Genomic DNA, 25,569 nt, shown 5'->3' on the forward strand with positions numbered 1-25,569 from the left:
ATGCCCGCATGGCGATCGAGGTGCGGCCCGCGACCAGCTTCGACGACGTCGCGACGATGGTCGGCCCGAAGCGACCGGACGCGAACGTCTGCTGGTGCCTGAGCTACCGGATCCCGTCGCCGACGGCGCCGTGCAGTTCGCCCGCGAGCGCGGCGCACCGGCGATCGAGGGCTGTCCGGTCGACGACGACGGCACGAAGGTCGACCTCACGATGGCCTACGTCGGCACCCGGACGGTGTTCGAGCGGGCGAGTTCACGAAGGTGGCCGACACGGGCCGGTGCTCAACGGCTTCCCGCGCGTGCTGATGCGGTTCGACCTGCGCTGAACGATCCCCGGGCGTGCTCAGGTGGTCAGGCGGTAGCCGCGCTCGCCGACGGTCTCCACCAGCGGCGCCCCGAGGGCGGCCTGCAGCCGGCTCACCGCCGTTTCCAGCCCGGGCGCGTCGCCGCCGGGCACCGCGGTGATCAGATCGGGTCCGGCGACGAGCCGGCCGGGCTGCCGGGCCAGCTCGCGGAGGACGGCCAGCGGTCCGGGGGCGAGCTCCACCAGGCGCCCGTCGACGACGGCGGCGTGACCCCGGACCTGGAGGGTGTGCGCCCCGATCCGCAGCACCGGGTCCCGCCCGGACAGCCCCGCGACCACCTCGCGCGCGAGCGGCCCCAGCCGCGCCCGCTCCGGGTGGACGTAGGCGATGCCGGCCGCCTCGAGCGGGCCGCCGGTGACCGTGCCGACGGCCACGGCGAGCACCCGGCCGCCGAACGCGGCGACGAGCGCCTCCCGCCGATCCAGATCCTCCGCGACCTGGAGGAGGCTCGCGGCGGCCGGGGCGCTGGTGAAGGTCACCGCGTCGACCTCGCCGGCGACGATCGTTCCCACCAGGCGGTGCAGCGGGGCGACGTCCTCCGGGGGCAGCCAGCGGTAGACCGGCACCGGGAGCACCTCCGCGCCGGCGTCCCGGAGGCCGGACACGAGCTCGGGCAGCGGGTCGCCGTGCAGCTGGACGGCGATCCGCCGTCCCTCCAGGGGGCCCTCGGTCCCGGACAGCAGGTGCTCCAGCACCTCGCCCGACGACTCCGACCCCGGTGACCAGGCGTCGACCAGACCGGCGCTCCGGACGGCACCGCGCGCCTTCGGGCCGCGGGCGAGCACGCGGGCGCGGGACAGGTGCGCGACCAGCGGGAGGCCCCACTCGTCAGCGGCCTCCAGCCAGCCCCGGAAGCCGACAGCGGTGGTGGCTACGGCGAGGTCGACCGGGGCGGCGAGCACCCGGCGGGTGGCCGCGAGCAGCTCGGAGTCGTCGGCGAGCGGCACGATCCGGATCGCCGGCGCGTGGACCACACGGGCTCCGCGGCGGTCGAGGAGGGCGCCGAGCTCCTCCTTGCGCCGGGCCGCCGTCACCGCGACGGTGTAGCCCGCCAGCGGTCGGTCGGCCGCCGCGTCCTCGCCGATGTCGTTCACGTGTCCCCCTGTGCCGGTCCGTCCCCATGGTCGGCGCTCCTGCCGACGTCGCGCCGGGCGACCGCGCTCACGAGCCGCCGTCCACCAGGACGTCGGCCCGGCTGCGGGTGCCGTCCGCGGCGAAGTGCGCGGCCTCGGTCCGCCGCCAGTCCCGCCACTCGCCGGCGACGTGGGCGCCGTCCCGGGCGAGGCCGCGGGCCAGCCGCACCGACGGCTCGGCCTCCACCCAGACCCGCAGGGAGGCCCACGGGTCCACCCTGCGGGAGGCGCTGCCGCAGCCCTCGACCACCAGCACCTCGGGAGGGCGCACCGGCGTCGCGTCGGGGGAGAACCGCCCCGTTCCCCAGTCGAACCGGTGGTAGGCGCCGGGCCGGCCCTCGCTGAGGGGCCGCAGGACGCCGGCGGCCAGGCGGGCCGCCGCGCCGGTGAGCGTCCAGCCCGTGTACAGGTCGTCCATGTGCACCGTGACGGCGTCGGAGAGCGCCTCGGTCAGCCCTGCGGCGAGCGTGGTCTTGCCCGAGCCGGCCGGCCCGTCCACGCACACCAACCGGGTGCCGCCCAGGCGCGGGGAGGCGGCGAGCACCCGTCCGGCCAGCGCGGCTGCGGTCAGCGGGGTCGCAGCGTCCACGTCGGCACGGCTCCGCCGTCGCTCCCGACCAGCCCGCGGCTGGCGAGCAGCCGCAGGTGGGCGTCGGTCTCGGTGACGGCGAAGATCCGCATCCGCCGTTCGTACTGCTCCCACGGCCGGGACCAGGTGAGGTGCGCGGCCAGGTCCCACGGCGTCGAGCCGGGGTGCGCGCCGATCGCGGTGAGCAGCTCGGCCAGGCGCGTCTCGTGGTGGGCGGTCAGCGCGTCGACGCGGTCGGCCAGCCCGCGGAACCGCCATTCGTGCGCCGGCAGGACCTCGGTGGGCTCGAGGTCCCGGACGCCGGCCAGCGAGTCCAGGAAGGAACGCAGCGGATCGGGTTCGCCCCGATGGGTGCTCGAGACGTTCGGGCTGATCCGGGCAGCACGTGGTCACCGGAGAAGAGCAGGCCGGTGCGCTCCTCGGCGAAGCAGAGGTGGCCCGGGGTGTGCCCAGGCGTGTGGACCGCGCGCAGCGACCACCCGGGGAAGGCGGCGTGGTCGCCGTCCTCCAGCAGCCGGTCGGGTACCGCCATGCGCAGGAAGCCGGACAGGTTCTCCGCCCCGCCGACGTCGGCGCGGGCTTCCTCCGGCGGCGCGCCGAGCCCGATCAGGAACCGGATCTCGGCGGCGACGGCGTCCTCGGCCGATGTGCGGCTGAGCTTCTGGACGGCGGAGGCATCGGCCGGGTGCATCGCCACCCAGGCGCCGCTGGCCGCACGTACCCGGGCCGCCAGGCCGAGGTGGTCGAAGTGCAGGTGGGTCACCAGCACGCCGCGGACGTCGTCGATCGACCCGCCGATCGCCGCCAGGCCGTCGGTGAGGGCGGTCCAGCCGGCGTCGCTCTCCCAGCCGGTGTCGATCAGTCCCAGCCCGCCGCCGTCGAGGGCGAAGGCGTAGACGCTGACGTAGCGCAGCGGGTTGTGCGGAATCGGGACCGGCACCGACCACAGGCCCTCCAGCAGCTGCTCCACCGGCGGGAGGGTGCGCGTCTGCCAGGCGGCGTGCTGGGCGGTGCCGGTGATCTCCACGGTGCCGCACTCTGCCAGCCGGGCTCGGCGCCGGTGCTGACACCATGGGGCCGTGAGCGGTTCCCCCGATCCCGTCCCCGCGGTCTCCGCCGTGCCCCGCCGGATGCGGCAGCTGCTGGTGGTGCTCGCGGGTGTGGTCCTCGTCGTGACGGCCGTGGTGGCGCTCGCCCTGCCCTCGACGCAGAACACGGTCGTCGACTACGGGGTCGTCGACCAGTTCGCGATCGCCGGCCTGGGTCTCGCGCTCGCTGCCGGTGTGGTGCTCCTCGGCCGGTCCCGGGTGGACGCCGACGCGGCCGGCGTCCGCGTCCGCAACCTCGTCGTCCACCACCAGTTGCCGTGGGCATGGGTGCGGGCGGTCCGGTTCGAGCGCACCTCGGCCTGGGGGGCGCTGCTGCTGGAGAACGGCGACGAGATCTCGCTGCACGCCCTGCAGGCCGTCGACGGCGAGCGTGCCGTGCGGGCCGTGGAGGGGCTGCGCGCGCTGCACGCCGCCGCCCGGGCGGACGATGCCGTGCCGCCGCCGCTGCTCTACGACGACTGAAGAAGGACCTCCCTGCCCCCCACGCCTCGCAGGCTCGGCGCGGGCCCCTGCAGGGAGGCCGTTCCAGCACGTCACCGGGGAGGGGGGAATGTCCTCGGAGCCCGGCACGCTGTAGCATGGGCGTGCCTCCCCGCTACATCGAGGCGCGCGAACCACCAGCGGCCCCGCCCCGGGCCGTTGATCCAAGAGGAGCCCGCTCCCACCTGACGCCGTCCAGGCGCCCAGGTCCCGGATCGCGAGAACCGGCCATCGGTCGGTGATCGCGTACGCACGCACCCTGACCGGTCGTGCGCCACCGGCGAGTGGGCCCCGTGAGCAGACGCTCACGGGGCCTTCTGTGCGTCGGTGCCCGGACGGGCCAGCGACTCCTCCCATGCAGCAGCGTAAGGAGAGGCCATCACCGAGCCCCGCATCAACGACCGCATCCGTGTCCCCGAGGTCCGCCTGGTCGGTCCCGAGGGCGAGCAGGTCGGCATCGTGTCGATCGGCGAGGCGCTGCGCCTGGCACAGGACTCCGAGCTCGACCTGGTCGAGGTCGCCCCCATGGCCCGGCCGCCCGTCGCCAAGCTCATGGACTACGGGAAGTTCAAGTACGAGTCGGCCCAGAAGGCCCGCGAGGCCCGGCGGAACCAGGCGCTCACCGTCATCAAGGAGATGCGGCTGCGCCTGAAGATCGACCCGCACGACTACGAGACCAAGAAGGGCCACGTCGAGCGCTTCCTCAGGGGCGGCGACAAGGTCAAGATCACCGTGATGTTCCGGGGCCGTGAGCAGTCGCGCCCGGAGATGGGCTACCGCCTCCTCCAGCGGCTGGCCGGCGACGTCAGCGAGCTGGGCGTCGTCGAGTCCAACCCGAAGCAGGACGGCCGGAACATGGTCATGGTGATCGCCCCGCACCGGAACGCTCAGGCCCTGCAGCAGGCGGCGCAGTCGGCCAAGGGCCGGGAGGCCAAGGCCAGCGAACAGGGCCAGGAGCAGGCGACGGAGCAGGCGCCCAGCGCCTGAGGAAGGACCCTCCTGCCCCCCGCCACTCGCACGCTCGCGGCGGGCCCCTGCAGGAGGGCCACGCAGGACCGCACCACCGAGACCACCGGGTGCGTGCGGCAGCCCCGTGCTGCCGCACGACCCGCATGAAGACGACCAGGACAGGCGAGGACATGCCGAAGCAGAAGACCCACAAGGGCACCGCCAAGCGGGTGCGCGTCACGGGCACCGGGAAGCTCATGCGCGAGCAGGCCAACAACCAGCACAAGTTCGAGCACAAGTCCGGGACCCGCAAGCGCCGGCTCGACCAGGACCAGGTCGTCTCCCCGGCCGACGCGAAGAACCTCAAGAAGCTCCTGGGCATCTGAGCGTCCCCTCCACCGACCTCTAGAAAGACAGGAGCACTTCCGTGGCACGCGTGAAGCGGGCGGTCAACGCCCAGAAGAAGCGCCGGACGACCCTGGAGGCCGCCAGCGGTTACCGCGGTCAGCGGTCCCGGCTGTACCGCAAGGCCAAGGAGCAGATCCTCCACTCGGCCACCTACAACTACCGCGACCGCAAGGTGCGCAAGGGTGACTTCCGCAAGCTGTGGATCACCCGGATCAACGCCGCGGCCCGCCTGAACGACATGACCTACAACCGGTTCATGCAGGGGCTCAAGCTCGCCGGCATCGAGCTGGACCGTCGCGTGCTGGCCGAGCTGGCCGTCAACGAGCCGGCTGCCTTCGCCTCCCTGGTGGAGACCGCCCGCGCGGCCGTCGCCGCCGCTCCGGCGAACGACGCCGCCGCCTGAGTGCGGTTCTCGCAGCGCACCGACGCCGTCGGGTGCGGGCCTTCCCGGTCTGCCCCGACGGCGTCGTCGCGTGTGCTGCTGGCCCCGACTCCCCTGCGAGTGCGACGAACTCGTGGCCATCACACGCTGATGACCACGACTTCGTCGCACTCGACTGCCGTCGTCACGGGAGACGCGCCGCAGTGGAGCTGCTGACCGAGCGCTCCGGGCGCGTCGCCGCCGCGCGGAAGCTCACCCGCCGCGCCGGGCGGGACGCCGCCGGGTTGTTCCTCGCCGAGGGCAGGCAGGCCGTCGGCGAGGCGCTGGTCCGACCCGACGGCGCCCGCGAGGTCTTCGCCACCGAAGCGGCCGCCGCCGCCCACCGCGATCTGCTGGCGGGGACGACGGCGCCCGTCCGCCTGGTGACCGAGAAGGCGGCCGCCGGGCTGTCGGAGACGGTCACCCCGCAGGGGCTGGTGGCCGTCTGCACGCTGCGCGACGTCCCCGCCGATTCGCTGACGGCGGCGCCGCCGCGGCTGGCCGTGGCGCTCGCCGAACTCGCCGACCCCGGCAACGCGGGCACCGTGCTCCGGACGGCGGACGCCTGCGGGGCCGGTGCGGTCGTCTTCGGCGCGGGTTCGGCCGACCCCTACGGCGGGAAGGCGGTGCGCTCCAGCGCCGGGAGCCTGTTCCACGTCGACGTCGTCCGCGGCGCCCCCTTGGAGGACCTGCTGCCGGCGCTGCGGAGGGCCGGGGTCACCGTGCTGGCCGCCGACGGCGGGGGAGAGGCACAGCTGCCGGAACTGGCTGATGACGGCCGGCTCGCCGGGCCGGTGCTGTGGCTCTTCGGCAACGAGGCGCGGGGAGTTCCGGCGTCGCTGGCCGCGCTGGCCGACGTGCGCGTGCGGATCCCGATGCGCGGGCGCGCCGAGAGCCTGAACCTCGCGGCAGCCGCCGCGATCTGCCTCTACACCACCCAGCTCGCGCAGTAGCGGGCCCGGGAGTCCCGGGGGACGGGCGGCGGGTGCCTCGAAGTGAGCTGGTCCGGTCCGGGCGGGAGGATGGGCGTCGTCGGCGGGGTGCCTGAAGGCGTCGACTACGGCCCGAGGAAGAGGTGGCTGCAACCGTGGAACACATGCAACGGGTCGCGGAAGCACCGGCGACTGCACCTGCGCCGACGGACGGCCGCCGTTCCCGCTGGACCGAGCACCGCCGGGCCCGTCGCGAGGACCTCGTGGGCGCGGCCGTGGAGGCCGTCCGGCTCGCCGGTTCGGAGTTCTCGGTCGACGACGTCGCGCGCAGTGCCGGGGTCTCGAAGACGGTCATCTACCGCTACTTCGGCGACAAGGACGAGCTGATCGACGCGGTGCTCGACCGCATCTCGCAGGCCGTCCTCCTGCCCCGGCTGCTCGGGGAGCTGACCGGGGACCGGGGCGACGACCGGGCGCAGCTGCGTGCGGTCATCGCCGCCTTCGTGTCGCTGATCGAGGACGAGCCGGCGCTCTACCGGTTCGCCTACGCCCAGGCCGGTCGCACCGGCCGCGCCGACCTCGTCGCGGCCACCGAGCACGCCGTCGCCACGGCGCTGGGCGGTCTGCTCACCCAGCGGCTCACCGACGCGGAGCGGCCCGCGGACGGCGCGATGACGTGGGCGTACGGCGTCGTCGGGATGGTCCAGCTGGCCACGCACTGGTGGTCGGCGGCACGGACCGTCCCCGCCGCCGACCTGGTCGACCAGCTCACCGCGCTCGCCGACGGCGGGCTGGGCACGCTGCTACCGCCGCGGAGCTGACCGGGTACCGACCGCTGGCCGGGCAGGGGGAGCCCGACGCCACGAGGGCGGGAAGGGCGCAGCCAGGGACGAACCGGCTCAGCGCACCCCGACCGCGGGCCGCCCGGCCGTCTTGCGGGCGTACATGTCGACGTCGGCGCTGTGCAGCAGAGCGGCGAACTCCTCACCGTCCCGGGGGTAGATGCCCACCCCGACACTCGCCCGGACCACGACCTCCCGGCCGCGCAGCTCGAGCCCGGCGCCGACCGCGGCCGCCAGCTCGTCGGCCACCCGCCGGGCCTCGGTCGCGGCGCACTCGGGGTCCAGGCCGGTGAGGGCGACGAGGAACTCGTCACCGCCGAGCCGGGCCAGGAGGTCGCCCCGCCGCAACCGCCCGCGCAGCGTCCGGGCGACGGTCTGCAGCAGCTCGTCGCCGGCGGCGTGGCCCAGCCGGTCGTTGACCGCCTTGAACCCGTCGAGGTCGACGAACAGCAGGGCCAGGGTGTCCGAACTGCCGCGGGCGTTCCAGATCGCGGTCTCCACCTGCTCCTCGAGCCGGCGGCGGTTGGGCAGGCCGGTCAGCGGGTCGGTGTAGGCGAGCTCCTGGATTCGGGTCAGGCACGCCCGGTTGCGGTCCCGCTCCTGGAGGAGCGCGCGTTCGGCCTCGACCCGCGCCGTGACGTCGTGCTGGACCCCGATGTAGTGGGCGAGCTCGCCGTCGGCGTCGAACACCGGCGCCAGGTGGATCTCGTTCCACCAGGGCTGCCGATCCGGCCCGCGGACGTTGAGGACGGTCTCCCGGCACTCCTCGCCGCGGTCGATGGCCGCCCGGATGCGGGCGACCGCCGCCGGGTTGGTGTCCGGGGACTGGAGGAAGCGGCAGTTGCGACCGAGCACCTCTTCGCGCTGGAGGCCGGTGAGCTCCTCGAACGCCTCGTTGATGTAGATCAGCGGCTGGTCGGGCAGCCGCATGTCGGTGATGGTCACGCCGCTCGTGGTGGCGGCCATCGCGCGGCGCAGCAGGGCGTCGCCGTCGACGTCGACCGGCGGCCGGACATCCTGCTGGGGATCCGGCCGGGCCGGGCGTGCGGCGGCCGTCGACGCAGGGACCACGGTTCGCGGAGCGACCCGGGTGAGCAGGGCGTGCGCCGCCCGGACCACCGTGGCCCGGTCGTAGGTGAGTGCGTACTCGAAGGTGCGCTCCAGGTCCGGGCCGTTGTCGCCGAGGTCGCGGGCCAGCAGGGCGGCGCTGAAGTGCGGGCTGAGAACGACGACGTCCCACTCGCCGCGGACCGGGTCCGCCGGGTCGAGGGTGGCGCCACGGACGCCGGGCAGCGGCTCCACGGGCAGATCCTCGCCGAGCGCGCTGACGAAGCCGATGCGTTCGACCAGGTCGCGGTAGCGCTGGATGGTCGAGGGCGTGAAGTGGCGGGCCTCCTGGAAGGTGGCGGCGACCACGCAGGTCTCGCCCAGCCGCATGGCCTCCCGCTCCAGCTGCTTGCTCAGCTCGATCAGCAGCGACTTGGCCGAGCGGCGCAGCGGCACGGTCGCCGGCAGGCAGCCGAACGGCGAGCCGTCGATGGGCGCGGCCGGGGCGGCGCCGGGCAGCCGGAGCTCGCCCTGCTCCAGTCCGGGTGCGGCGCCGGGCCCGGGCCGGCCGAACAACCAGCCCTGCCCGAGGGTCGCCCCGAGCGCGCGGGCCGTGGCCAGGTGCGCCTCGGTCTCGATGCCCTCGGCGAGGATGACGGCCCCGGTCCGCTCGGCGTGGGCGTTGACCGCGTTCATGATCTCCGCGACCGCCGGGCCGGGCCGCTCCTGCACCAGCCGGAGGTCGAGTTTGACCACGTCCGGGGACAGCAGCGGCAGGAACGCCAGCGACATGGAGTCGGCGCCGACGTCGTCGACGGCCACGCCCCAGCCGAGGGCGCGGACGCGCTCCACGGTGCGCAGCAGCTCGGCCGGCCGGGCGGCCAGCGCTCGCTCGGTGATCTCCATGACGATGCGCAGCTCAGCCGGCGCCCCCTCGGCGATGGCGAGCAGGTCGTCCAACGGCGCGCTGTCGAGGATCTCGGGCTCGACGTTGACGAACACGGTCAGCGGGGCGAGGAGGCCCTGCTCCACGGCGCCGCGGAAGGCGGCCGCGCGGCAGATCTCGTCGAGCTCGGCCAACCGGCCGGCCGACCGGGCCGCGGCGAAGAGCAGGTCGGGGCGCTCCAGCGGCCCCTGCGGCCCGCGGGCCAGCGCCTCGTAGGCGACGACGCGGCCGGTGTCGAGCTCGACGATGGGCTGGAACACGCTGCGCACACCGCGGGGAGCGAGCGCCGTCGCCAGCGCGCTCCCCGGAAGGTCAGAGGAGGAGTCCACGCACCTCGCATCGGCCGGCAGCGGCCGGCGATCGAGCCTTGGCGCCGGTGTTCCCCCCATGGGGGGAGGCTCAGCCGGGCAGCGTGATGAGCACGACCGCCGCCGCGGCGGTCGCCAGCCCGGTGACCTGGGCGCCGACCAGCCGCTCGCGCAGCACGAGCTGGGCCAGCACGACGGTGCTCACCGGGTACAGGGAGGCGAGCACACCGGTGATGGCCAGCCGGCCGCCTTCCTGGGTGGCCAGCAGGAACAGCGCGTTGGCCGTCATGTCGCCGAGGCCGGACACGACCACCAGGGGGAGTGCGGCCCGGCTCGCCCCGAGCGACTCCCGCCGTCCCAGGGCAACGGAGACCACGAGCAGCACCGAGGCGACCCGGGCCGCCACCAGGGGGGTCAGCCCGGCGTCGGCGGAGGTCTGGTCGAGCAGCACGAAGAAGAAGCCGAACGCGATGCCGGCGAGCAGCGCCGGCACGAGGCCGGCCGGGCGGACGCCCCGCAGAGCCGACAGCCCGCCGTCGGCCGACACGAGCACGACCGCGACGAGCGCCAGCACGATCCCCGCCGTGGCCCACGGTCCGATCTCGTCGCCGCCCAGCAGACCGACCAGCACGGGGACGGCGGCGGCGGTGACCGCCGTGACCGGCGCGACCACGCTCATCACCCCGCCGGCGAGAGCCCGGAAGAAGACCAGCAGCCCGGCCGCGCCCGTCAGCCCCGCACCTGCGCCGGCCCACAGGTCGGCCGGCGTCGCCGGCCCGCCCAGCCAGGGCAGGAGGAGCAGCAGCGCGACCAGGCCGGTCAGCTGGGACAGGGCGACGACGCCGAACACCGACGCCTTGCGGCTGGCCAGTCCGCCCAGGAAGTCCGCGGCGCCGTAGACGACCGCCGACGCCAGGGCCAGCACGACCGCCACCGCCGACCACCCCCTGAGCCCGAGTCACGTGATCAACACGGGTCCTGGCTCAGCGTCGACCGTGAGCCAGGACCCCGTGCGGTGAGCCAGGACGCCGGTGCCGGCGACGCCGCGCCATCCTCGCACCGCAACCCGGGCGCGCGCGGGGGCGGGTGCCGGGCAGAATGGCGTCCCGTGTCTGGCGCCAACGATCCCTACGACCCCAAGCAGGTCGCCGCGCTCTCGCCCGAGGCCCTCGACGACGCGGTGCGCGCCGCGCTCGAGGGATTCGCCGCCGCCGGGAACCTGGAGGCGCTGGCCGCCGTCCGCCCGGCGCACCTCGGTGACCGCGCGCCGGTGCTCCTGGCGCGCCGGGAGCTCGGTGCGCTGCCGCCGGCCGCCCGGTCCGACGCCGGCAAGCGGGTGAATGCGGCCCGGGTGGCGGTCACCGACGCCTACGCCGCCCGGCTGGCCGAGCTGGAGGCGGAGCGCGATGCCCGCGTCCTGGCCGAGGAGCGGGTCGACGTCACGCTGCCGTGGGACCGCACCCCGCGCGGCGCCCGGCACCCGCTCACCACGCTGACCGACCGGATCGCCGACATCTTCGTGGGCATGGGGTACGAGGTCGCCGACGGGCCGGAGCTCGAGGCCGAGTGGCTGAACTTCGACGCCCTCAACATCGGCCCCGACCACCCGTCGCGTTCGATGATGGACACGTTCTTCGTCGCGCCCGAGAACTCCGGCCTGGTGCTGCGCACGCACACCAGCCCGGTGCAGGCGCGCACGATGCTCGACCGGCAGCCGCCGATCTACGTCGTCGCGCCCGGCCGGGTCTACCGGACCGACGAGCTCGACGCGACGCACCTGCCGGTGTTCCACCAGGTCGAGGGCCTCGCCGTCGACCGGGGGCTGACGATGGCACACCTGCGCGGCACGCTCGACCACCTGGCCCGGCAGCTGTTCGGCGCGGGCGCCCGCACCCGGTGGCGGCCGCACTTCTTCCCGTTCACCGAGCCGTCGGCGGAGTTCGACGTGTGGTTCCCCGAGCACCGCGACGGCCCGCAGTGGGTCGAGTGGGGCGGTTGCGGGATGGTCAACCCGCGGGTGCTGCGCGCCTGCGGCATCGACCCCGACGTCTACTCGGGCTTCGCCTTCGGCATGGGCATCGAGCGCGCGCTGCAGTTCCGGTCCGCGGTGTCGGACATGCACGACATCGCCGAGGCCGACGTCCGCTTCACCACGGCATTCGGGGTCGAGCAGTGAACGGTCGCGGTCCGACGAGGAAGGTCACCCCCGTGCCCGCTGGAGGAGTCGAGCAGTGAAGGTCCCCGTCAGCTGGCTGTCCGAGCTCGTCGACCTCCCGGCGGGCATCTCCGTCCAGGAGCTCGACGACGCCTTCGTGCGGCTCGGCTTCGAGGTGGAGGACGTCCTCCGACCCCCGGTCACCACCGGCCCGCTCGTGGTCGGCCGGGTGCTGGAGATCGAGGAACTCACCGGTTTCAAGAAGCCGATCCGCTACTGCCAGGTCGAGGTGGGGGAGGCCGAAGCTCGCGGCATCGTCTGCGGCGCCCGGAACTTCGCCGTCGGAGACCTCGTCGTGGCCGCCCTGCCCGGAGCCGTGCTGCCCGGCGACTTCGCGATCGCCGCCCGGAAGACCTACGACCACGTCTCCGACGGGATGATCTGCTCGGTCCGCGAGCTGGGCATCGGCGAGGACCACGCCGGCATCCTGGTGCTGGGGCAGGACGGCTTCGAGCCGGGCACCCCGGCGGCCGACGTGCTGGGCCTGGACGACGTCGTCTTCGACCTCGACGTCACGCCCGACCGCGGCTACGCCATGTCGATGCGCGGCATCGCCCGCGACCTGGCCGGCGTGCTCGGCGTCCCCTGGCGGGACCCCGCGGGCCTGCCGCTGCCGGACTGGTCCGGGGCGCCCGCGTGGGAGGTTGCCGTCACCGACGCCGACCGCTGCGACCGCTTCTCGATGCTGGCGCTGGAGGGTCTCGACCCGGCCGCGCCCAGCCCGTGGGCGCTGCGCCGGCGGCTCGCCCAGTGCGGGGTGCGCAGCATCTCCCTGGCCGTCGACGTCACCAACTACGTGATGCTCGAGCTGGGCCAGCCGATGCACGCCTTCGACCGCGACACCGTGACCGGGCCGATCACCGTCCGCCGGGCGACGGCGGGGGAGCGGCTGACCACCCTGGACGGCGCCGACCGCGCGCTCACCGACGACGACCTGCTGATCACCGACCGGTCCGGCCCGATCGGGCTGGCCGGGGTCATGGGCGGGGCGTCCACCGAGATCGGCGACGCGACTCGCGCGGTGCTGCTGGAGGCCGCGCACTGGGAGCAGACGGGCATCTCCCGCGGCGTCCGCCGGCACCGGCTGCCCAGCGAGGCCGGCAAGCGCTTCGAGCGTGGCACGGACCCCGAGGTGACGGTGGTGGCGCTGGCCCGCGCCGCCGCGTTGCTCGTCGAGCACGGCGGGGCGCGAGTGGCCGGGGCGCCGGTCGACGTCGACACCCGCGGCCCGCGCCCGGTCATCGCGCTCGACGCCGGGCTGCCCGGCCGGATCGCCGGGGTCGAGTACCCGCACACCCAGGTCGTCGAGGTGCTGGAGGCCATCGGCGCCGAGGTGGCCGGCGGGGGCGACGCGCTGCGGGTCACCCCGCCGCCCTGGCGGGGCGACCTGCGCGAGTCGGCCGATCTGGTCGAAGAGGTGGTGCGGTTCCGCGGGTTCGACGAGATCCCCTCGATCCTGCCGACCGCCCCGCCCGGCCGCGGGCTCACCGAGCGGCAGCGCCGGCGGCGCAGCATCGGCCGCGCCCTCGCCGCGGCCGGCTACGTGGAGGCCCCGGCCTTCCCGTTCCTCGGCGCCGCGCAGCTCGACGCGCTGGGCCTGCCCGAGGACGACGAGCGCCGTCGGGTGAACACCGTGCGCAACCCGCTGTCGGAGGAGGCGCCGGCGCTGCGGACGACGCTGCTGCCCGGGCTGCTGGCTTCGCTGGCCCGCAACCTCGCCCGCGGGCAGCGCGACGTCGCCGTCTTCGAGCACGGGTCGGTGTTCCCCGGCGGGGAGCGCACCGCCGCCCCGCTGCCCGGTGTCGACGAGCGTCCCGACGACGCCACCCTCGCTGCCCTGCTGGGTGCGGTGCCACCGCAGCCGTGGCACGTGGCCGTGGCGCTCACCGGACAGCGCGAGCCCCGCGGCTGGTGGGGCCCGGGCCGTCCGGCGGAGTGGGCCGACGCGGTGCAGGCCGCCCGCGTCGTGGCCGAGGCCGCCGGGGCCGAGCTCACCGTGCGCGCCGGCGACCGGGCACCGTGGCACCCGGGCCGGTGCGCCGAGCTGCTGGTCGGCGACCGGGTGATCGGGTACGCCGGCGAGCTGCACCCCCGGGTGTGCGCCGCGCTGGACCTGCCGCCACGCACGTCGGGAATGGAGCTGGACGCCGACGCGCTGCCGGCGCCGACCGTGCCGCAAGCACCCTCCATCTCCACCTTCCCGCCGGTCCTGCTCGACCTCGCCCTGGTCGTGACCGACGAGGTGCCCGCGGCCGACGTCGCAGCCGCACTCCGCGCGGGCGCCGGGGAGCTGTTGGAGTCGCTCCGGCTCTTCGACGTCTACACGGGCGCCCCTGTACCGGCGGGCTCGCGGTCGCTGGCGTACGCGCTCACGCTGCGGGCGCCGGACCGGACGCTCACCGGCGAGGAGGCGACCGCCGTGCGCGACGCCGCGCTGGCCGAGGCCGCGGCGGCCACCGGGGCGGAACTCCGTGGGTGAGAAAGGACCCCGTCCTCCCCACCCTTCGCACGCTCAGGGCGGGTCCCGGGACGGGGCCGCCCTGTCAGGTGCGGTTGCGCTGGTCACCGGCGCGTCCACCGGTATCGGGCGGCACCTGGTCGAGGGGCTGGCCGCCCGCGGCATGGCCGTGGCCGGCCTGGCCCGCACCGAGGGCCTCCTGCGGACGGCGATGGCGGAGGTCGCGGACGCCACGGGCGGCCGCACGCTGGCCGTGGCCGCCGACGTCACCGACCGCGCGTCGGTGGAGGCGGCGGTGGGGGAGGTGCGGGAGCAGCTCGGACCGGTCGACCTGCTGGTCAACAACGCCGGGCTGATCGACGAGTACGAGGTCCCCGTCTGGGAGGCCGACCCCGACCAGTGGTGGGAGGTCGTGTCCAGCCACATCCGCGGTGCCCAGCTGACCATCCGCACGCTGGTTCCGTGGATGGTGCTGCGCAACCGGGGCCGGGTGGTGAACATCGCCAGCGGCATGAGCACCCGGGCCAACCCGGACTACTCGGCCTACGCGGTGGCGAAGACCGGGCTGATGCGGCTCACCGAGTCGCTGGCCACCGCGCTGGAGGGTTCGGACGTGCATGCCTTCGATGTCGCGCCGGGCGTCGTGGACACCCCGATGACCCGCTCCATGCACATGTGGCAGGGCAACACCTCCTGGACGCCGCCGGAGCGGGTCGTGGAGATCATCGCGGCGATCGCCGCCGGCGAGCTCGACGCGTGGTCGGGCCGTTTCCTCCGCGCCGGGGCCGACGATCTCGAGACACTGCGCTCGGTGGCCCCGGACGGCGCCGCCCGCCGGCTCCGCCTGCGTCCCTACGGAGACGCCGACCCGCTCGGGTGACGGCGGGTCAGCCCCGGGCCGCCAGTGCGACGCGTCGGGATCGTGACCCTTGCTCCCCGATGTGCCGCCTGGCACGGTCCGAGAACCGTCGGTTTCCCCACTGCCGGGCGCACGGACAGGTCGGAACCAGCTCCACGAGGTCCGAGGTGAGGCGCATGTCGTCGTCCAGGGCAGCTCAGGGGCTGATCCTCGTCTCCCTGGTGGGCGTCGTCGCCGTCTCGGGCTGGTACGGGCGCGTGGCCTGGGAGGACAGCGGCTCGTTCGCCTTCGTCCTCTTCGGCGTCCCCGCGCTGTGGGCGGCCGTCGCGCTGTGGGCGGAGCGTCCGGCCGGAACGATGGTGGCTCCCGCGGTCATCGCGGTGCTCGGGCTGGTCTCCGTCGGATGGTCGCTGGTCACGGGCCTGGGCATCGGTCCGCTCTTCGTGGTGCCGTCCTTCCTGCTGCTCCTGGCGGCCGGGCGCGCGTGGAGCGGCAGCGGGCGGAACGGCTCGCCGCCGGCGCGAACCTGACCGACCCCGGCCGGCGTCCCGGCTGAGCCGGTCGGTGGGTCAGGCGACCGTCGCGAACAGCCGGGTGGCGCCGGCGATGTCGACCAGTCGGCGCACCGTCGGCGAGGGTCGCCGTAGCTCCGGCAGGCGGCCCGTCCGCCTGGCCGCCTCGGTCTCCCGGACCACCAGCCGCAGACCGCGGGCGTCCAGGAACGTCGCCGCGGAGACGTCGACCGCGACCGGCGCCCGCTCGTGGGTCTGGTTCCTGGCGTTCCAGAGCGCGACGACGACGGTGTCCACCTCGCCCTGCAGCCGGAGCACCGGCCCGGCCTCCTCGTCCACCAGGTCGATGGTGCCGTGGGGCTGCGCGGCGGCGCCCTCCTCGAGGATCTGCACGGTGGCTCCTCCCTGCCGGGCGAGGATCGCCGGGCGCGGACGACTGTGCCTCTCGGTGCTGACAGATTCACGAACGGTAACTGGAAGAAGCTTGAGAGGCCTGGGGCGGACGTGGACGGTCGGGATCACCGGCGCCATCGACCCGCTGGCGTGAGCGCGGCCGGACGGACGTTCCCCGGCGGCGCGAACGTCACGTACCGTTCCGCTGACGAACTGTCGGTAGGTGCGTGTCCGCGCCGGTGGGGGCGTGAGAGCGATGGACGGTCGAGCCGAGGGTCGCCCCGGTCGGCCTGCGATCGATGAACCGCTCCGGGACCTGGCCCTGCTGCGCGCCGCCGTCGAAGGTGGACTGGACGGGATGGTCGTCGTCTCGTCCGACGGCGTCATGATCACCTACAACCGGAAGTTCCAGGAGATCTGGCCCATCCCCGCCGAGATCGTCGCCTCCGGCGACGACGACGCGGCGCTCGCCTCGGTGCTGGACAAGCTCGTCGACCCGGATGCCTTCCTTGCGCGGGTGCACGACCTCTACGCGCAGGCGTCCGGGGCTGCCCGAGATGAGCTGCTCCTGCTCGACGGGCGCGTGCTGGACCGGTACGGGACCGGGTTGCGTGGGCCGGACGGCGACTACATCGGGTGGGCCTGGTATTTCCGGGACGTCACCGCGGAACGCGCCGCGGCCGTCGACGCCGAGAGACTGGGGGCCTTGGTGGCGGTGGCGCACGCCCTGGCCGACGCGCGCTCGGAGCTGGACGTGCTCTCGGTCGTCAGCGGTCGCGGCGCGTCCGTGCTCGGCGCCCAAGGGGCGGCGATGTGCCTCGTGGAGCCGGACGGGGCGCACGTGCGCGTCCTCGGGACCACGTTCTTCGACGAACAGCTGCGCGCCGACGTCGCGGTGCTGCCGGTCGATGCGCCGCTGCCCCTGGTGCACGCAGCCCTGACCGGCAAGCCCCTGTTCCTGGGTGATCGTGCCGAGGGCCTCCGACAGTTCCCCGGGGCCCTCGAGGTGTACGTCCGGGCACGCACCGAGGCGACCGCTGCCGTGCCGCTCACCGTGCACGGCAGGACGATCGGGTCGCTGGCCGTCGCCTTCGAGGACCGCAAGCCATGGCGGGTCTCGGACAAGGTGCTCCTCACGGCGCTGGCCGCGCTCACCGCGCTGGCCCTGGACCGGCTGGCCGCGCAGGCCGCGGAGCGGGAGGCCACCCGGCAGATCCGCCGGCTCTCCGGGAGCCTCCAGCGCAGCCTGCTCACCGCCTTGCCGCAGTCCGACCGGATGCAGATCGCCGCGCGCTACCAGCCGGCCGCCCGGGAGGCGGAGGTCGGTGGCGACTGGTACGACGCCTTCTCGACCCGGGACGGGACCATGACGCTGGTCGTCGGGGACGTCGCCGGGCACGACAGCACGGCGGCCGCCGCAATGGCCCAGGTGCGCAACGTGCTCCGCGGCGTCGCGCAGACGCTGCAGGCCTCACCGGCGGCGGTCCTCGCCGCGCTGGACGGCGCCCTGGCGAGGCTGCGCATGACGACCCTGGCCACCGCCGTCCTGTGCCAGGCCTGGCCCAGCGACGACGACCCCAGCGGTCGCACCCTGCGGCTCCGGTGGTCCAACGCCGGGCACCCGCCGCCGCTGCTGCTGCACACCGACGGCCGCTGCGAGCTGCTCGCCGGCGCCCCGGAGGTCCTGCTGGGCGCGCACGTCGAAGGCCGGCGCACGGACCGCGAGGTCGACATGCCACCGGGAACGGCACTCGTGCTGTACACCGACGGGCTCGTCGAGCGCCGGGACCAGCTGCTCGACGACGGCATCGAGCAGCTCCGGCAGGCGGTGGAGGAGCTGCACGGCCTGCCTCCCGAGCGACTCTGCGAGGAGCTGCTGGCGCGGCTCACCGGCGGCGACAGCGAGGACGACGTCGTCCTGCTCGTCGCGCGCATCGCCGGCTGAGCACAGAACCCTGATGAACGATCATGCACCGGCGTGTATGGTCATGCATCGTGAGCACAGGGCAGACGTGGACGGTCGGGGTCACCGGCGCCACCGGGTACGCGGGAGGAGAGGTGTGCCGGCTGCTGGCCGGGCACCCGAACCTCCGGCTGGCCGGGGTGCACGCCAACTCGAGCGCCGGCCGACGCCTGGGTGAGCTGCAGCCCCACCTGCTGCCCTTCGCGGGCATGGAGGTCCGGTCGAGCGACGCGGCGAGCCTGGCCGGGTACGACGTCGTCGTCCTGGCGCTGCCGCACGGGGAGTCAGCGGCCATCGCGGCTCAGTTGCCCGCGGAGACTCTCGTCATCGACTGCGGCGCCGACCACCGGTTGAACGACCCGGCGGCCTGGGCGCGCTGGTACGGCGGCGAGCACTCCGGCAGCTGGCCGTACGGGCTGCCGGAGCTGCCCGGCCAGCGGGAGCAGCTGACCGGCGCCACGCGGATCGCCGTCCCCGGCTGCTACCCGACCTCGGTGACCCTCGCGATGGCCCCGGCCCTCGCGGCGGGCGTCGTCGAGCCCGAGGTCGTGGTGGTCGCGGCGAGCGGGACCTCCGGCGCCGGGAAGTCGGCCAAACCGCACCTGCTCGGCAGCGAGGTCATGGGCTCGGTCAGCGCCTACGGCGTCGGCGGGGTGCACCGGCACACGCCGGAGATGACCCAGGGGCTGTCCCAGGCGGCCGGCGAGCCGGTCGGGGTCAGCTTCACCCCGACCCTGGTGCCGATGAGCCGGGGGATCCTCGCCACCTGCTCGGCGAAGCTGCAGCCCGGCGTCGACGCCGGGGCCGCCCGTGCCGCCTACGCCACGGCCTACGCCGACGAGCCGTTCGTCCACCTGTTGCCCGAGGGTCAGTGGCCGACGACCGCGCAGGTGCTCGGCGCCAACACCGTCGCGCTGCAGATCGCCGTCGACGCCGACGCGAACCGGCTGGTGGTCGTCGCCGCCGTCGACAACCTCACCAAGGGGACCGGGGGAGCGGCGCTGCAGTGCGCCAACCTCGCCCTCGGCCTGCCCGAGACCACCGGTCTCCCCCTGGTTGGAGTAGCACCGTGAGCGGACAGAGGCGTGAGCATCGCAGCGAGGAACGAGCGAGGAGCGGAGCGCCCCGCGGGAGCGAACGGAGGACATCGTGAGCACCACAGCCCCGAAGGGATTCTCCGCCGCCGGCGTCGCGGCGGGGTTGAAGTCCAACGGTGATCCCGACGTCGCCGTCATCCTCAACACCGGGCCCGACGACGTCGCGGCCGCCGTCTTCACCACCAACCGCTTCCCGGCTGCCCCCGTGCTGTGGAGCCGGCAGGTGATCGCCGGGCAGCGGGCGCGTGCTGTCGTCCTCAACTCCGGCGGCGCCAACGCCTGTACCGGGCCCGAGGGCTTCCAGGACACCCACGCCACCGCCGAGCACGCCGCCGCCAGCCTGGGCATCGGCGCGATCGACGTCGCCGTGGCGAGCACCGGGCTGATCGGCGTCCGGCTGCCCATGGACAAGCTCAGCGCCGGCATCACCGCCGCGGTGGCGGCGCTGAGCGAGGACGGCGGGGCCGCCGCCGCCCGGGCGATCATGACCACCGACAGCGTGCCCAAGACGACCGTGGAGCAGCGCGAAGGCTGGTCGGTCGGCGGCATGGCCAAGGGCGCGGGGATGCTCGCGCCCAGCCTGGCCACGATGCTCGTCGTCCTCACCACCGACGCCGTCGCCGAACCCGACGTCCTGCAGCGGGCGCTGGAGCAGGCCACCAGCGTCAGCTTCGAGCGGGTCGACTCCGACGGGTGCCTGTCGACCAACGACACGGTCATCGTGCTGGCCAACGGCGCGAGTGGTGTCACGCCTCCCGAGGAGCAGCTCACCGAGGCGCTCGCCGCGGCGGCGACCGACCTGGCCATGCAGCTGCTCACCGACGCCGAGGGCTCGACCAAGGACATCGCGATCACCGTCCGCAACGCGGCCAGCGTCGAGGACGCGCTCACCGCAGGCCGGGCGTGCGCCCGCAACAACCTGCTGAAGACGGCGCTGTTCGGCAACGACCCCAACTGGGGCCGGGTGCTCGCCGCCATCGGCACCACCGACGCCGCCTTCGAGGCCGACCAGGTCGACGTGACCATCAACGGCGTGACCGTCTGCCGGGGTGGAGCGATCGGTGACCCCCGCGAGGGCGTCGACCTCACCGGCCGGGCGATCACGATCGACGTGGACCTGAGGGCCGGCAGCGAGCAGGCCACGATCTGGACCAACGACCTGTCCATCGCCTACGTGCACGAGAACTCGGCCTACTCCACATGAGCGAGCAGCAGAACCCCGCACCTCAGGACCCGACGCCCCCCGACGTCCGGATCGACGAGGCCACGCCCTCGCCACGGCTGCCGCGCACGGTGGGCACCCGGCGGGTCATGCGGCGCAAGGACCCGGAGGGCGACACGCAGAAGGTCGCCGTCCTCACCGGGGCGCTGCCGTGGCTCAAGGAGTTCCACGGGAAGGTCGTCGTCATCAAGTACGGCGGGCACGCCATGGTCGACGACGCCTGCCGCCGGGCCTTCGCCGAGGACATGGTCTTCCTCCGGACCTGCGGCATCCTCCCGGTCGTCGTGCACGGCGGCGGACCGCAGATCACCGAGATGCTCGGCCGACTGGGCATCAGCAGCGAGTTCCGCGGCGGCCTGCGGGTGACCACGCCGGAGACGATCGGCGTCGTCCGGATGGTGCTCACCGGGCAGGTCGGCCCTGACATCGTCGGGCTGATCAACCAGCACGGCCCGATGGCCGTCCACCTGTCCGGGGAGGACGGCGGGCTGTTCACCGCCCAGCGGACGGCGGCGATCGTGGCCGGCGAACCGGTCGACGTCGGCCTGGTCGGCGACGTGGTCGCCGTCGACACGACCCCGGTCACCGCGCTGCTCGATGTGGGCCACATCCCCGTCGTGGCCAGCGTCGCCCCCGACGCGGACGGCGTCGTGCACAACGTGAACGCCGACACCGCCGCGGCGGCGCTCGCCGCGGCGCTCGGCGCGGTGAAGCTCGTGGTGCTCACCGACGTGGAGGGGCTCTACGCCGACTGGCCCGACCGCGACTCGCTGGTGCAGCAGATCGACGCCCGAGAGCTGGCCGAGATCCTGCCCACGCTGGACGCCGGGATGATCCCGAAGATGGCCGCCTGCCTGCGCGCGGTCGAGGGCGGGGTGCGCCGCGCGACCGTCGTCGACGGCCGGACGCCGCACGCCCTGCTGCTGGAGACGTTCACCACCGAGGGGACCGGGACGATGGTCGTCCCGGTATCGACCGAGAAGGAGGGGCCAGCGACATGACGCACACGGAGGAGCTGGCCCGCCGCTGGTCGGCCGTGATGATGAACAACTACAAGGCGCCGCCGGTCGCGCTCGACTTCGGTGCGGGGGCGACCGTCACCGACGTCGACGGCCGGGAGTACACCGACCTGCTCGGCGGCATCGCGACGACGATCCTCGGCCACGCCCACCCCAAGGTGGTCGAGGCGATCAGCACGCAGGCGCAGAAGCTCGGTCACGTCTCCAACCTGGCGATGCACGAGCCGGGGGTGCTGCTCGCCGAGCGGCTGCTGGAGCTCGCCGGCCGGCCCGGCCGGGTCTTCTTCTGCAACTCCGGCGCCGAGGCCAACGAGGCCGCGTTCAAGCTGAGCCGGCTCACCGGCCGGCGCGAGGTGATCACCGCCGAGGGCGCCTTCCACGGCCGGACGATGGGCGCGCTGGCGCTGACCGGCCAGCCGTCCAAGGCTGCGGCCTTCGCGCCGCTGCCCGGGGGCGTCCGGTACGTGCCCTACGGCGACGCGGGCGCGCTGGCCGCCGCGGTGGGGGAGCGCACCGCGATGGTGCTGCTCGAGCCGATGCTGGGCGAGGGTGGCGTGCTGCCCGCCCCCGCCGGCTACCTCACCGCCGCCTCCTCGGTGACCGCCGGCGCCGGCGCGCTGTTCGCCGTCGACGAGGTGCAGACCGGCATCGGTCGCACCGGGCACTGGTTCGCCTACCAGGCCGACGGGCTGCAGCCCGACGTCATCACGCTGGCCAAGGCGCTCGGCGGCGGGCTCCCCATCGGGGCGATGCTCGCCTTCGGCGACGCGGCCGATCTGCTGACGGCCGGTTCCCACGGATCCACGTTCGGCGGCAATCCGATCGCGGCCGCAGCGGCGCTGGCGGTGCTGGACACCATCCGTGACGAGGGCCTGCTCGAGCGGGCCAAGGAGCTCGAGCACCGGTTCACCGCGGGCATCGAGGGGCTCGGCCATGCCGGCATCAGCGGGGTCCGGGGGAGGGGCGCGCTGCTCGGCGTCGTCCTCACCGCCGACGTCGCCGCCGCGCTCGAGTCGAACCTGCGCGCCGCCGGCTTCCTCACCAACGCGGTGGCACCCGGCGTCCTCCGCCTGGCGCCGCCCCTCGTCCTCACCGACGCCCAGGTCGACGCCTTCGTCGCGGCTCTGCCTGCGGCCCTCGACACCGCGATGGTGACGGCCGAGCGAGCATCGCAGGGAGCGCCAGCGACCGAGGAGCGGAACGAGGCCGGGACAGAGCCATCCGACGCAGCTCTCCAGGAGACCGACCAGTGACCCGGCACTTCCTCAAGGACGACGACCTCACCCCGGCCGAGCAGGCCGAGGTGCTGGCCCTGGCCGCCTCGCTCAAGGGAAGCCGGCACACCGCCGAGGCGCCCACCCCGCTGCGCGCGGCCAACGGTGCGCCGCGCGGCGTCGCCGTGCTCTTCGACAAGCCCTCGACCCGCACCCGGGTCTCCTTCTCGGTCGGCGTGGCCGAGCTCGGCGGCTATCCGCTGGTCATCGACGCCGGCAGCAGCCAGCTCGGCCGCGGCGAGTCGGTGGAGGACACCACCCGGGTGCTCGACCGCCAGGTCGCCGCGATCGTCTGGCGCACCTTCGGCCAGGAGCGCATCGACGCCATGGCCGCGATCAGCCGGGTACCGGTGGTCAACGCCCTGACCGACGAGTACCACCCCTGCCAGATCCTGGCCGACCTGCAGACGGTGATCGAGCGCAAGGGCTCGCTGGCCGGGCGTTCGATGACCTACCTCGGCGACGGCGCCAACAACATGGCGCACTCCTACCTGCTCGGCGGAGCCACGGCCGGCATGCACGTGCGGATCGGGTCGCCGGAGTCCTTCCAGCCCGACCCGGCCGTGCTGGAGCGGGCTGCGGAGATCGCCGCCGAGACGGGTGGCTCGGTGGGCTGGACCGCGGACGCCGACGCGGCCGCCGACGGCGCCGACGTCCTGGTCACCGACACCTGGGTGTCGATGGGGCAGGAAGAGGAGTACGAGGCGCGGACCGCGCCCTTCCGGCCCTACGCGCTCGACGAGGGGGCTCTGACCCGGGCCGCCGACGACGCCGTCGTCCTGCACTGCCTGCCCGCGTACCGCGGCACGGAGATCGCCGCCGAGGTCATCGACGGCCCGCAGAGCGCCGTCTGGGACGAGGCGGAGAACCGGCTGCACGCACAGAAGGCTCTGCTTGCCTGGATTCTGGAGAAGAGCTCGTGACGGTCGATCAGTCGGCTCACCGCTGCTCCGCAGGGCTCCCGCGACTCCTGGAGAAGGAATCGTGACCGCCGGCCGGCCGGGCTGCCGCCGCGCCGCAGGGCTCCCGCGACGCCGGCGGCGATCGTGACCTCGGCGCACAGCCGCTCGGCTCGCCAAGCCCGCATCCGCGAGCTGATCGAGGCGCAGCCGGTCACCTCGCAGACCCAGCTGGCCGCACTGCTGGCCGAGTCCGGCGTCGAGGTCACCCAGGCGACGCTCTCTCGCGACCTGGAAGAGCTGGGCGCGGTGAAGCTGCGTGGTTCGGACGGTGCTCCGGCGTCCTACGTGGTGCCGCCGGAGAACGCCCCGCTGCGCCCGGCGCAGACCGCGCCGGCCCGGCTGACCCGGTTGCTGGCCGACCTGCTCACGGGCTCGGAGGGAAGCGCAAACCTGGCGGTGCTGCGCACGCCCCCCGGCGCCGCGCAGTTCCTGGCCTCGGCGCTGGACAAGGTCGGCCTCCCCGACGTCCTCGGCACGATCGCGGGGGACGACACTCTCCTGGTCGTCTCCCGCGAGCCCGACGGCGGGCCGGCGCTCGCGGCCCGCCTCCGGGCGCTCGCCCAGCGCACCCCCGCGATCTACCCCGAGCTGAAGACCGACCTGGAGGAGAGTTCACCGTGAGCCCCGCCGACCCCGCCCCGGCCTCGCAGACCCGGCTGTGGGGAGGTCGTTTCGGCGGCGGTCCGTCGCCGGCGATGGCTGCTTTGTCGAAGTCGACCCACTTCGACTGGGCGCTCGCCCCGTTCGACCTGGCCGGCTCCCGGGCGCACGCCCGGGTGCTGCACCGGGCGGGGCTGCTGACCGGCGACGAGTTGACCGCGATGGTGGGCGCCCTCACCGAGCTGTCCACCGAGGTCGCCGCCGGCACCTTCGCGGCGGTCCAGGCCGACGAGGACGTGCACGAGGCGCTCGAGCGGGGCCTCACCGAGAAGCTCGGCGCGCTGGGCGGCAAGCTGCGGGCCGGTCGGAGCCGCAACGACCAGATCGCCACCGACCTCCGGCTGTACCTGCGCCACCACGTCCGCACGCTGGTCGGGGAGCTGGCCGCCCTGGAGGAGGCGATCGTCGGGCTCGCCGAGCGCTACCGAGACGTCGCCGCCCCCGGCATGACTCACCTGCAGCACGCCCAGCCGGTGCTCATCGCCCACCAGCTGCTGGCGCACGCCCACTCGATCGCCCGTGACGTCGACCGGCTGCGGGACTGGGACCGGCGGACCGCCGTCAGCCCGTACGGCTCCGGCGCGCTGGCCGGCTCCTCGCTGCCGCTGGACCCCGACGCGGTCGCCGCGGAACTCGGTTTCGACCGGGCGACGGACAACTCGATCGACGGGGTCAGCGACCGGGACTTCGCAGCGGAGTTCTGCTTCGCCGCGGCGCTGATCGGGGTCCACCTCTCCCGGCTGGGGGAGGAGGTCGTCCTGTGGACGTCGACGGAGTTCGGCTGGGCCAAGCTCGACGATGCATGGGCGACCGGGTCGTCGATCATGCCGCAGAAGAAGAACCCCGACATCGCCGAGCTGGCCCGGGGCAAGTCGGGCCGCTTCGTCGGCAACCTGACCGGTCTGCTCACGATGCTCAAGGGCCTGCCGCTGGCCTACGACCGCGACCTGCAGGAGGACAAGGAGCCGGTCTTCGACTCCATGGAGCAGCTGCTGCTCCTCCTGCCGGCGGTCACCGGGATGATGGCCACGCTCACGCTGCGGCCGGAGGTGCTCGAGGCGGCCGCTCCCCAGGGATTCGCCCTGGCCACCGATGTCGCCGAGTGGCTCGTCCGGCAGGGGGTGCCCTTCCGATCGGCCCACGAGATCTCCGGCGCGATGGTGGCCTACTGCGAGGAGCGCGGCCTGGAGCTCGACGAGCTCTCCGACGACCAGTTCGCCGAGGTGGCCCCCGAGCTCGCCCCCGGGGTGCGGTCGGTCCTGTCCGTCCGTGGTGCCCTCGCCGCGCGCAAGGCCCGCGGGGGGACGGCGCCGGAGCGGGTGGCCGAGCAGCTCGAGTCGCTGACCGAGCTGGCGCGGCAGCACACCGAGTGGGCGTCGGCGTCGCCGGTGGCGGCGGCGCTCTGAA

Annotated in this window: 24 protein-coding genes; 18 read left to right on the forward strand and 6 right to left on the reverse strand. The window is 74.5% G+C overall.

Annotated elements, in window-relative coordinates; translation table 11 throughout:
* Nucleotides 1–343 precede the first annotated feature (343 nt).
* From QOZ86_RS16095 to QOZ86_RS16105, 3 genes are all read right to left on the reverse strand, one after another.
* A complete protein-coding gene (locus tag QOZ86_RS16095) occupies nt 344–1,459 on the reverse strand; it encodes a uroporphyrinogen-III synthase (protein WP_284492995.1) in 1,116 nt (371 codons plus the stop codon).
* A 67-nt stretch (nt 1,460–1,526) separates the two neighbouring features.
* Nucleotides 1,527–2,087, reverse strand: a complete 561-nt coding sequence (locus QOZ86_RS16100; protein WP_284492996.1) for a uridine kinase family protein — start codon at nt 2,085–2,087, stop codon at nt 1,527–1,529.
* A gap of 217 nt (nt 2,088–2,304) precedes the next feature.
* Nucleotides 2,305–3,114, reverse strand: coding sequence for an MBL fold metallo-hydrolase (locus tag QOZ86_RS16105; RefSeq protein WP_284492997.1), 810 nt, complete (start codon nt 3,112–3,114; stop codon nt 2,305–2,307).
* Between the two features lie 52 nt (nt 3,115–3,166).
* On the opposite strand from QOZ86_RS16105, the gene QOZ86_RS16110 reads away from it, so the two are divergent.
* From QOZ86_RS16110 to QOZ86_RS16135, 6 genes are all read left to right on the forward strand, one after another.
* Entirely contained in the window at nt 3,167–3,658 is a 492-nt protein-coding gene (locus QOZ86_RS16110; RefSeq protein ID WP_284492998.1) for a PH domain-containing protein, read from the forward strand.
* A gap of 411 nt (nt 3,659–4,069) precedes the next feature.
* Entirely contained in the window at nt 4,070–4,663 is a 594-nt protein-coding gene (gene infC / locus QOZ86_RS16115) for a translation initiation factor IF-3 (protein WP_431521228.1), read from the forward strand.
* Nucleotides 4,664–4,815: 152 nt separating this feature from the next.
* Nucleotides 4,816–5,010 (forward strand): 50S ribosomal protein L35, encoded by a 195-nt coding sequence (rpmI, locus tag QOZ86_RS16120; protein ID WP_269194637.1) that lies wholly within the window; start codon nt 4,816–4,818, stop codon nt 5,008–5,010.
* Nucleotides 5,011–5,051: 41 nt separating this feature from the next.
* Nucleotides 5,052–5,435 carry a 50S ribosomal protein L20 gene (rplT, locus tag QOZ86_RS16125; protein ID WP_284492999.1) on the forward strand — a complete coding sequence of 128 codons (384 nt, stop codon included), beginning with the start codon at nt 5,052–5,054 and terminating at the stop codon, nt 5,433–5,435.
* Nucleotides 5,436–5,617: 182 nt separating this feature from the next.
* Nucleotides 5,618–6,406, forward strand: coding sequence for a TrmH family RNA methyltransferase (locus tag QOZ86_RS16130; protein WP_284493000.1), 789 nt, complete (start codon nt 5,618–5,620; stop codon nt 6,404–6,406).
* A gap of 143 nt (nt 6,407–6,549) precedes the next feature.
* The gene (locus QOZ86_RS16135; protein ID WP_284493001.1) at nt 6,550–7,206 is read left to right on the forward strand and encodes a TetR/AcrR family transcriptional regulator; all 657 of its coding nucleotides are present in this window, start codon (nt 6,550–6,552) and stop codon (nt 7,204–7,206) included.
* A gap of 78 nt (nt 7,207–7,284) precedes the next feature.
* Here QOZ86_RS16135 and QOZ86_RS16140 read toward each other — a convergent pair whose 3' ends face one another.
* Together QOZ86_RS16140 and QOZ86_RS16145 are read right to left on the reverse strand one after the other, a co-directional pair.
* Nucleotides 7,285–9,480, reverse strand: a complete 2,196-nt coding sequence (locus QOZ86_RS16140; RefSeq protein WP_431521227.1) for a diguanylate cyclase domain-containing protein — start codon at nt 9,478–9,480, stop codon at nt 7,285–7,287.
* A gap of 139 nt (nt 9,481–9,619) precedes the next feature.
* Complete coding sequence (locus tag QOZ86_RS16145) at nt 9,620–10,462, reverse strand: EamA family transporter (RefSeq protein WP_284493003.1); 843 nt, start codon at nt 10,460–10,462, stop codon at nt 9,620–9,622.
* A gap of 174 nt (nt 10,463–10,636) precedes the next feature.
* Between QOZ86_RS16145 and pheS the strand changes: the two genes are divergently transcribed.
* The 4 genes from pheS to QOZ86_RS16165 all read left to right on the forward strand — a co-directional run bounded on the left by pheS (nt 10,637) and on the right by QOZ86_RS16165 (nt 15,590).
* Nucleotides 10,637–11,704 carry a phenylalanine--tRNA ligase subunit alpha gene (gene pheS, locus QOZ86_RS16150; protein WP_284493004.1) on the forward strand — a complete coding sequence of 356 codons (1,068 nt, stop codon included), beginning with the start codon at nt 10,637–10,639 and terminating at the stop codon, nt 11,702–11,704.
* A gap of 55 nt (nt 11,705–11,759) precedes the next feature.
* Nucleotides 11,760–14,222: a phenylalanine--tRNA ligase subunit beta gene (pheT, locus tag QOZ86_RS16155; RefSeq protein ID WP_284493005.1), complete on the forward strand. Its 2,463-nt coding sequence runs from the start codon at nt 11,760–11,762 to the stop codon at nt 14,220–14,222.
* Complete coding sequence (locus tag QOZ86_RS16160) at nt 14,215–15,081, forward strand: SDR family NAD(P)-dependent oxidoreductase (protein WP_284493006.1); 867 nt, start codon at nt 14,215–14,217, stop codon at nt 15,079–15,081. Before pheT ends, QOZ86_RS16160 begins: the two co-directional genes overlap by 8 nt.
* 155 nt (nt 15,082–15,236) lie before the next feature.
* Nucleotides 15,237–15,590 (forward strand): hypothetical protein, encoded by a 354-nt coding sequence (locus QOZ86_RS16165; protein WP_284493007.1) that lies wholly within the window; start codon nt 15,237–15,239, stop codon nt 15,588–15,590.
* A gap of 39 nt (nt 15,591–15,629) precedes the next feature.
* Here QOZ86_RS16165 and QOZ86_RS16170 read toward each other — a convergent pair whose 3' ends face one another.
* A complete protein-coding gene (locus tag QOZ86_RS16170) occupies nt 15,630–15,965 on the reverse strand; it encodes an STAS domain-containing protein (protein ID WP_284493008.1) in 336 nt (111 codons plus the stop codon).
* Nucleotides 15,966–16,221: 256 nt separating this feature from the next.
* Here QOZ86_RS16170 and QOZ86_RS16175 point away from each other — a divergent pair, with 256 nt between their 5' ends.
* The 8 genes from QOZ86_RS16175 (at nt 16,222) to argH (ending at nt 25,568) form a co-directional block, all read left to right on the forward strand.
* On the forward strand, nt 16,222–17,910 hold the full coding sequence (locus QOZ86_RS16175) for a SpoIIE family protein phosphatase (RefSeq protein ID WP_284493009.1): 1,689 nt from the start codon (nt 16,222–16,224) through the stop codon (nt 17,908–17,910).
* A gap of 50 nt (nt 17,911–17,960) precedes the next feature.
* Nucleotides 17,961–19,001: an N-acetyl-gamma-glutamyl-phosphate reductase gene (gene argC / locus QOZ86_RS16180; protein WP_284493010.1), complete on the forward strand. Its 1,041-nt coding sequence runs from the start codon at nt 17,961–17,963 to the stop codon at nt 18,999–19,001.
* A gap of 76 nt (nt 19,002–19,077) precedes the next feature.
* A complete protein-coding gene (gene argJ, locus QOZ86_RS16185) occupies nt 19,078–20,229 on the forward strand; it encodes a bifunctional glutamate N-acetyltransferase/amino-acid acetyltransferase ArgJ (protein ID WP_284493011.1) in 1,152 nt (383 codons plus the stop codon).
* A complete protein-coding gene (gene argB / locus QOZ86_RS16190; protein WP_284493012.1) occupies nt 20,226–21,248 on the forward strand; it encodes an acetylglutamate kinase in 1,023 nt (340 codons plus the stop codon). Before argJ ends, argB begins: the two co-directional genes overlap by 4 nt.
* Nucleotides 21,245–22,519, forward strand: a complete 1,275-nt coding sequence (locus QOZ86_RS16195; RefSeq protein ID WP_284493013.1) for an acetylornithine transaminase — start codon at nt 21,245–21,247, stop codon at nt 22,517–22,519. Before argB ends, QOZ86_RS16195 begins: the two co-directional genes overlap by 4 nt.
* A complete protein-coding gene (gene argF, locus QOZ86_RS16200; protein ID WP_284493014.1) occupies nt 22,516–23,463 on the forward strand; it encodes an ornithine carbamoyltransferase in 948 nt (315 codons plus the stop codon). The genes QOZ86_RS16195 and argF overlap by 4 nt, the downstream gene beginning before the upstream one ends.
* 123 nt (nt 23,464–23,586) lie before the next feature.
* The gene (locus QOZ86_RS16205; protein WP_284493015.1) at nt 23,587–24,123 is read left to right on the forward strand and encodes an arginine repressor; all 537 of its coding nucleotides are present in this window, start codon (nt 23,587–23,589) and stop codon (nt 24,121–24,123) included.
* Nucleotides 24,120–25,568, forward strand: coding sequence for an argininosuccinate lyase (gene argH / locus QOZ86_RS16210; RefSeq protein WP_284493016.1), 1,449 nt, complete (start codon nt 24,120–24,122; stop codon nt 25,566–25,568). Before QOZ86_RS16205 ends, argH begins: the two co-directional genes overlap by 4 nt.
* The last annotated feature ends 1 nt before the right edge of the window (nt 25,569 follow it).

This window comes from Blastococcus capsensis, from assembly GCF_030165005.1.
Lineage (GTDB): Bacteria > Actinomycetota > Actinomycetes > Mycobacteriales > Geodermatophilaceae > Blastococcus > Blastococcus capsensis.